Annotated in this window: 1 protein-coding gene; it reads right to left on the reverse strand. The window is 52.2% G+C overall.

Features of this window, described 5'->3' with window-relative positions; genetic code table 11:
• Nucleotides 1-8,878, reverse strand: an 8,878-nt coding sequence (locus tag ACIFO6_RS23695; RefSeq protein ID WP_430044465.1) for an amino acid adenylation domain-containing protein, incomplete at both ends; no start/stop codon positions are given.

Below are 8,878 nucleotides of genomic sequence, written 5' to 3' on the forward strand. Positions count from 1 at the left end.
CGCTGGCACAAAGTGCATCGTGCTTACGCCATCGCGGGCAATCGTGTCGACGATGTCCTCCGGATTCTTTTCCCCGCCAACCGACAGCAGGCTCACCTTCGAGCCGACCATCGACCACCAGAACAGCTCCCATACCGATACGTCGAATGTGAAGGCAGTTTTTTGCAGGATCGTATCCTCCGCACTCAAGCCGTAACGATCATGCATCCACAAAATCCGGTTCAGCACGGAATGGTGCTCAACCATAACGCCCTTCGGTTTTCCAGTCGAGCCGGAGGTGTAGATGACATAGGCTACATGGTGCGGACCAGCCAGTGGCTCCAGATTCGAGCCATCCTCATGGTACATCTCCATCTCCTTGCCATCTTGCTCCCGACGATCCAGCAGCAGCACCTTGCCGTCGAAGCTCAGCGACGCTTGCTCGGCCAAATGCGATTGCGTCAGCACCAGCTTCGCTCCTGAATCCTCCAGCATGAAACGGATACGGTCCGTCGGATATTCCGGGTCAATTGGCACATAGGCTCCGCCTGCCTTGAGGATCGCATAGATGCCCACGATCATGTCCAGCGAGCGGTGTACCAGAATACCCACCGGCTGATCCGGTTCAACGCCTTCCGCGCGCAAGGTACGTGCAAGACGATTCGCCCGCTCGTTCAGCTCGCGGTAGGTCAGCGTCTCTGCTCCAAACAGCACCGCCACCTGATCCGGTATTCGTGCCGCCTGTTCCTCGAACAGCGCACTTAACGTCTGATCCTGCGGATAAGCTGCCCCCGTATCGCCCCAAACCTGAACAATCTGCGCTTGTTCTTCCGGTGTTACCAATCCCAGCTCATTCACACGGATATGCGGATTGTTCACGATTTGCTCAAGCACATGCAATACATGTCCTTGCATACGCTCCACGGTAGCCCGATCATACACATTGGCGTTATAGCGGAACATGATTTGGAACACCTCATCCGGCATCACAATCAAGTCCAGATCATAATTCGTTTGCTCAACAACCTCTACATTCGTAATTTCAAAAGCGGACGGACGAGCTTCGCCAAGCTGCTCAACCTGCTGTTCTACCGGGTAATTCTCAAATACCATAATATGGTTAATCAGATTTTGCTTCTGCTCCGTCAGCGCCTGAATCTCATACAGCGGGAAGCTGTCGTATACTCCCGAGGCCAGTGCCTGCTCCTGCGTTCTCCGCATAATCTCCACAAAAGTAGCATTCCGTTCACTTTGAATCCGAACCGGGATCGTATTAATGAACAAACCGATCATATTCTCTACGCCGACGATATCCGTCGGACGTCCAGATACGACACTACCGAAAATAACATCCTCATTGTTGTTATATTTCTGCAAAATCAGGCCCCACACGCTTTGCATCAGCGTATTAATCGTCACCTGCTGCTGCTTCGCTACCCGATGCATGGCTTCGCTCAACGTGCTATCCAGCTCCACCGTTATTTTTTCAGAAATATATTCGCTGGCTTCACTAGCTGTAGTGGATAGAGCATTCTCCGTGCTGTCCACGGCTTGATCTTTTAATGAAGCATCCGATCCAGGCAACAAAGTCTGCTGTTCAAAGCCTGCCAAATAGCTACTCCAATACTCTTTTGCCGCACGTTCATCCTGACGCTCCAGCCATTCGATATATTGGCCATATGGGGTGATGTTAGCAAGCTCCGGCTGCTTCTGCTCCACTAGCGCAAAGTACGTACCGAACACTTCGCCTGTCACCAGCGACAAGCACCAGCCGTCCATGACAATGTGATGGAAGCTCCATACCAAGTGATAGGTTTCTTCATTGGTCTGCAATACCTGTACGCGCATGAGCGCATCCGTACCGAGATTAAAGCCCCGAGCCTGATCCTCCAGCTTGAACGCCTGAATATATGCCTGTTGCTCCGCTTCCTGCATTCCGCGTAAATCCTTGAAGGAAAGGTCGCTATCTTTGTGACGGAACACGATCTGCAACGGCTCCTGATTCTGTCCTGTCTCAAACATATGGAAATTCGTCCGCAGCGCTTCATGACGCTGTATCAGCAAATCCAGGCTCTTCCGGAAAATAGCTACATCAAAGCTGCCTTTTTGATCAAACGATGCTTGCTGGAAGTATGCGCCTGACTCCGGCTCCATCAAGCTATGGAAAAGCATCCCCTTCTGCATTGGCGAGAGTGCATACACATTTTCCAGCTCACCCACAGCAGCCATGTGCTCCGTCAATTGTTCCAGCTGCTCCAACGTCAAGCCCTTGAACAATACATCGCTTGGTGTTAGTTCACTCCGCTCTTTGGAGGCACAATGAACGATCACTTCCTGCAAGCTCTCCTGTAGCAATTGTGTAAATTTTTCCACATTTTGTTGATGATATACCTTGCTGTCATAGCGAATTTCCAATGTCAGCACGCCTGCTGTAATCATCCCGTTCACATTCAGTGGATGCTCCAGAGCGGTATTGTCACTCATCGGCTCTCCACCTGTATGTGAAGACAGCGTGATATCACCATTTTCCAAATCCTGATCAAATTGTCCCAAATAGTTAAAGCTGATTTCAGGCTGCAAGCTTAAGGATGGATTGGCATCATCCCGAGACATATATTTCAAAATACCGTAGCCAATGCCCTTATGCGGCACATGACGCAGGTCTTCCTTCACCCGTTTAATTCGCTGACCGACTTCTGCCTTGCCATCAACATCGAGCAGCAGCGGATATTGGCTTGTAAACCAGCCCACTGTACGTGTGATGTCGATATCTGGAACAATGGCTTCCCGGCCATGTCCCTCCAGGTTGACCAGCACGCGCTCCTGACCGCTCCAGTTGTATAACGCCGTACCGAGTGCGGTTAACAGCAAATCATTGACCTCTGTGTTGTACGCACGGTGTGCTTCCTGAAGCAGCAGTCGTGTTTCCTGCTCGCTCCAAGCCACAGTCACAATCTCACTGTCTCTGATCAGAGAATGCTGTCCTTCCGCGCTCTCTTGATCCTTAGGCAACGATGCGGTTTCCATTTGGGCGAGATGCTGCCAATAATCGCGTTCGTTTTCGATGGCCGAACTATTCGCATATTGGGACAATCGCTCTGCCCAAACGGAGAAAGAGTCCGTTTTATATGGCAGACGAATCGCTTCTCCCCGAACCGCCTGCTCATATCCGGTGGCAAAATCCTCGAATATGATCCGCCATGAAATGCCGTCTACGACCAAATGGTGGATCGCAATCAGTAAATGATCTCCGTCCGTGCAATGGAACAGCCCCAGCTTGACCAGTGGTCCCTCGTCCAGACGAATGGAACTTTGAATAGCATTCGCTTTCTCTTCAATGGCCCTCACCACGTCCGCAGCGTCATCGACGCCCGTCAAATCAACAACGTCCAGACTATATAGCTTGCCTTCGTTCAAGCCATGATTCCACGCTTCATAGCCCTGTTCGGTCTGACGGAAGACCATGCGCAGCGCATCATGATGCTCGGTCACCTTGGTCACCGTTTGATGCAATGCGGCTTCATCGAAGCCTTGCTCTCTATACAGCATCACCGACTGGTTGAAATAATGCGGCTCTGCTACGAATTGTCCAAAGAACCATTGCTGAATCGGGGTCAGCTTGACCGCTCCCGAAACCGCACGCTGATCGGCTGTACGGCTGACCTTGTGGACATGACCACTCAGCAGCGATACGGAAGGATATTGGAACAAATCCTTCATTTCCAGCTTGTAGCCAGCTTGCAGCAAACGGGAGGATACCTGGATCGCTTTGATCGAATCTCCACCCAGATCAAAGAAATTATCCAAAATCCCGACTCTCTTGGCCCCTAATACAGCCTGCCAAATGGAAACCAAAGTCTGCTCCAGCGCTGTACGCGGCTCTACATAATCCGCACCGCTTTGCAAGCTACCTTCTGGTGCCGGCAGTGCCTTGCGGTCGATCTTACCGTTCGGTGTCAGTGGCATCTGCTCCAACTGGATGAAATACGAAGGCACCATGTAATTTGGAAGCTCCGCGCCCAGTAAGCTGCGCAGCTCTCCTGCGTTCACGTCCCGTTCGGCAACATAGTACGCCACCAGTTGGTTTTGCCCCTGCTCGTCCGCCTGGGCCAGTACGATGACCTCTTGCACATCTTCCACTTTCAGCATTTGGGCCTCGACCTCGCCCAGCTCGATCCGGTAACCCCGGATTTTGACCTGATGGTCGATCCGGCCTAAATATTCGATATTGCCATCCGGCATCCATTTCGCCAAGTCACCTGTACGGTACATCCGTTCATAGCCCGCTTCGCCAGCCGCAAACGGATTCGGTACGAATTTCTCAGCCGTCATTTCTGGACGATCCAGATAGCCACGGGCCAGACCCGGACCCGATACGCACAGCTCACCCGCTACGCCTACTGGAGCCAAATGTCCATGCACATCCACCATGTATACCCGGTGATTCGGCACAGGACGTCCGATCGAAATCAGTTGGCCTGCTCTCTCATCCTCGGATACCGGCCAAATCGACGTCGCTACCGAGTTTTCGGTCGGACCATAACCGTTGTAGTACGCCACCTGATCCTTCCACTTGTATACCAGCTCTGTTGATGATGCTGAACCGGCAGTGAACAGAATACGCAGGTTTGGCATCCGTTCCGGCTCCAGATACACCGCATAGGTCGGCGGTAAGGCTGCCACGGTGATTTGATGATCCCCCATATACTGTTCGAACCGACCATAGTCTAAAATCGTGTCTGTCGTCGGTACGTACAGCGTGGCTCCGCAAAACAGCGCCTGTGATACTTCCCAGCAAGCCGCATCAAACGAATAGCTGGCAAACAATAACGTATGATCCGACGTGCTGATCCGAAGTGTCTGATCAAAATACGCTTTGAGATTGCACAGCCCGTGATGCTCCAGCATAACGCCCTTCGGCTGACCCGTCGTACCCGACGTATAAATCACATACGCCAGATCGTTTGGCCCGGACAACGGCTCCAGATTGGAGCCATCCTCGTGATACACACCCTGCGCTCCATCCAGCACCAGCACGTTGCCGTCAAAGGCTACTTTGTCCACCAGATGGCTTTGCGTCAACAGCAGCTTCGCACCCGAGTCATCCAGCATGTAGCGGATACGCTCCTCCGGATACGTCGGATCAATAGGCACGTATGCGCCCCCGGCTTTCAAAATCCCGAAGATGCCCACAATCATGTCTACCGAACGCTCGGTCATCAGACCTACTAGACGATCCTTCGTCACGCCTTGACCGCGCAACGTACGAGCCAGACGATTCGCACGTTCATTCAGCTCGCGATAGGTCAACTGCTCTCCTTCGAAGAACAACGCTGCCTGCTCTGGTGTCTGCGCTACTTGTGTCTCGAACAAGCCATGGATCGTTTGCTCGCTTGGATACTCGACGGCTGTATCTCCCCATACGCCCAGAATTTGCTCTCGCTCCTGCTCGCTTAACATATCCAGCTCATGTACCCGAATGTCCGGCTTCGCTGTCACTTGCTCCAGCATTTGCACCAGATGACCTCGAATTTGTTCTACACTTTCACGTTCAAATGCCATTGCATTATAACCAAAGCTCATGTGAATCGTGTTCCCTGGCATTACCACTAGGTTAAAGTCATAGTTGGTCTGCTCCACAGATTCGGCCCCTGTGATGCTAAAGCTGGACCCATCACCGTTACCTAATTGCTCAATTTGTTCCTCTACCGGATAGTTCTCAAAAATAAGAATATGATTAATCAAATCCTGCTTAAGCTCCGACAACCCCTGAATTTCATACAACGGATACGTATCATAGGCATGGGAAGCAATCGCTTGCTCCTGGGTTTGCTTCATCACTTCTGAGAATAAGCTATCCACATGACTGCTGATGCGTACAGGAATCGTATTGATAAACAAACCAATGATGTGCTCCACGTTTGGAATTTCTGCCGGACGTCCAGATACCACGCTGCCAAACACCACATCATCTGTGCCATTATATTTTTGCAGCAGTATGCCCCACACGGTCTGCATCAACGTATTGATGGTTACCTGATAACGATTGGCGATTCGCTGAATGCTTGCCGTTAGATCTTCGCCCAAGTCAAAATCCAGACGCTCCGCCTGATATGCGGTTTTACCCTGGATTTTTGCCTGTGGCAAGCGGGACTGTTCCTCATATCCTTCCAGAACCTTGCTCCAGTAACCTGTTGCGGCCTGACGATCCTGCTGCTCCAGCCATTCGATATATTGACTGTACGGCGTTATAGGTGCCAGCTCAGGTTGCTTATGGGCCAGTATCGCAAAATAGCTCGCAAATACTTCGTTGGTCACCAGCGACAGGCACCAGCCGTCCATCACGATATGATGGAAACTCCATACAAAACGGTACGAATCCTCACCTATCCGCAAAATAGCGACACGCATCAAAGCATCCTGCGCGAGATCAAAGCCCCTCTGCTTGTCTTTGCGCGTATATTCGAGGATGTACTCGTTTTGCTTCTCTTCCTCCACATCGCGCAGGTCCTCTACATATAGTTCACTACGCTTGTTGCGGTACACGACCTGAAGCGGTTCATCCTTCCAGCCACTGTAGAAGTTCGTGCGCAGTGCCGTATGCCGCTGTACCAATACATCCAGGCTTGCCGCAAAAGCAGGGATATTAAAATGTCCTTGCAGATCAAAGGATGCCTGCTCAAAATAAGCTCCCGATTGCGAATCCATAAGATTGTAGAAGAGCATACCCTTCTGCATCGGCGTCAGTGCGTATACATTTTCCAGCTCACCTGTACGTGAAGCCTGTTCCGCAATTTGTTCCAGCTCTCCAGTCGTCAGACCTTTGAAGGACACATCACTCGGAGTCAGTTCCGGCTGTTCTTGAGCGATGCAATGCGTAATCACCTCTTGCAAAGCGGATTGCAGCAGTCCTGCAACACGCTCCAGCGTTTCTTTGCGATACTGCTTACGACTGTAAGCGATCGTCAATCGCAGCATGCCTTCCGAGATCATCGCGTTCAAATCCAGCGTGTACAGTAACGGTGAATGTGTATTATCTGTCTCACCTGCATCGTGGGACGACAACGTGATTCCGCTGTTTTCCAGATCCTGATCGACCTGACCCAAATAGTTAAAGCTGATTTCCGGTTCTGCTGCAATTGCACGTGCTTTATCCGATGCGGACGCATGGGACAAGTAGCGCCACGTTCCATACGTCAGCCCTTTATTCGGAATCCGGCGCAGGCCTTCCTTCGTGTCTTTAATCCGCTCTGCCAGCGTCAGATTGGCACCCGTGTCCAGCAGCACTGGATACAAGCTCGTAAACCAGCCTATCGTACGTGTAATATTCACCTCTGGCAGGATCGCTTCCCGACCATGTCCCTCCAGATTCACCAGCACCTGTCCTGCACCTGTCCATTTATGCATCGCTAATCCTAACGCGGTCAGCAGCAAATCATTGACCTCGGTGTTGTAGGCGCGATGTGCCTGCTTCAACAGCTGTTGGGTTTCAGCTTTGGTCCACTCCACCGTCAGCACTTCGCTGTCTGCATTCAAGGAGCCCTCATAGGCAAAATCCTTAGGCAGCGGCGCAGCATCAGCCTTGGCCTGCTCCAGCTGCTGCCAGTAAACTTCATCCGATGCAGCCTCAGGACGGTTGGCGTAAGACGACAACTCCCGTGCCCATGTTTGGAAGGAATCCGTTTTATATGGCAAACGTACAGACTCACCCTTCAGCGCCTGCTCGTAGCCTGTAGAGAAATCTTCAAACAGAATCCGCCACGACACCCCATCCATCACCAAATGGTGAATGGCTATGAGCAAATGATCGCCCTCTGCTGTGCGGAACAATCCCAGTTGTACGAGAGGTCCTTCGGACAGATAAATGCTGCTTTGAATTTCATTGGCCTTCGCTTCCAGCGCTTCCGCATAGGTTGCCTGTTCACGGTAATCCACCGTTTCCAGCGTATACAATGCGCCTTCATCTACACCGCGTGTCCAAGCCGTGTAACCGGATGAAGCCTGACGGAAAACCGTACGCAACGCATCATGGTGCTTCACGATATGATCCATTGCCCGGCGAACCGCCGTCTCATCAAAGCCCTCGGCGCTATAGAGCATGACCGCCTGATTAAAGTGCTGCGGACGCTCGCGCTCCTGTGCAAAGAACCAGTGCTGGATCGGAAGCAAAGCGGTTTCCCCGCTCACTTCTCCTTGATCTGCAATACGGCTCACCTCTTGCATATGCGGTGCCAGTGTTGCGACTGTTGGATACTGGAACAAATACTTCATGTCTAGCTTGTAGCCTGCCTGGAACGCACGGGATGCGATTTGAATTGCCTTGATTGAATCGCCGCCCAGATCAAAGAAATTGTCCAAAATACCGACGGTTTGCACGCCCAGGACAGACTGCCAGACTGCCACGAGTGCCCGTTCCGTTGCGGTGCGCGGCTCTTCATAATCCGCCCCGCTTTGCAGGCTGCCTTCTGGTGCTGGCAGTGCCTTGCGATTGATTTTGCCGTTCGGACTCAGCGGCATCTGCTCCAGCTGTACAAAGTACGATGGCACCATATAGCTTGGCAGCTCCCGGCCCAGCTCACTTCTCAGCTCGCTGGCTCCGATTTCTTGCCCGGCGACGTAGTACGCCACCATTTGTTTTTGGCCTGTTTCATCTGCACGGGCCATGACGACCGCTTCTCGTACCGACTCCACCTTCAGCAGCTGTGATTCGACCTCGCCCAGCTCGATCCGGTACCCCCGGATTTTCACCTGATGGTCAATCCGGCCCAAGTACTCGATGTTGCCGTCCGGCATCCATCTCGCCAAATCGCCCGTGCGGTACATCCGCTCATAGCCTGCTTCGCCTCCGGCAAACGGATCGGCAACGAATTTCTCCGCCGTCAGCTCCGGACGGTTCAGA

It is taken from the genome of Paenibacillus sp. NRS-1781 (assembly GCF_050467745.1).
GTDB lineage: Bacteria > Bacillota > Bacilli > Paenibacillales > Paenibacillaceae > Paenibacillus > Paenibacillus terrae_A.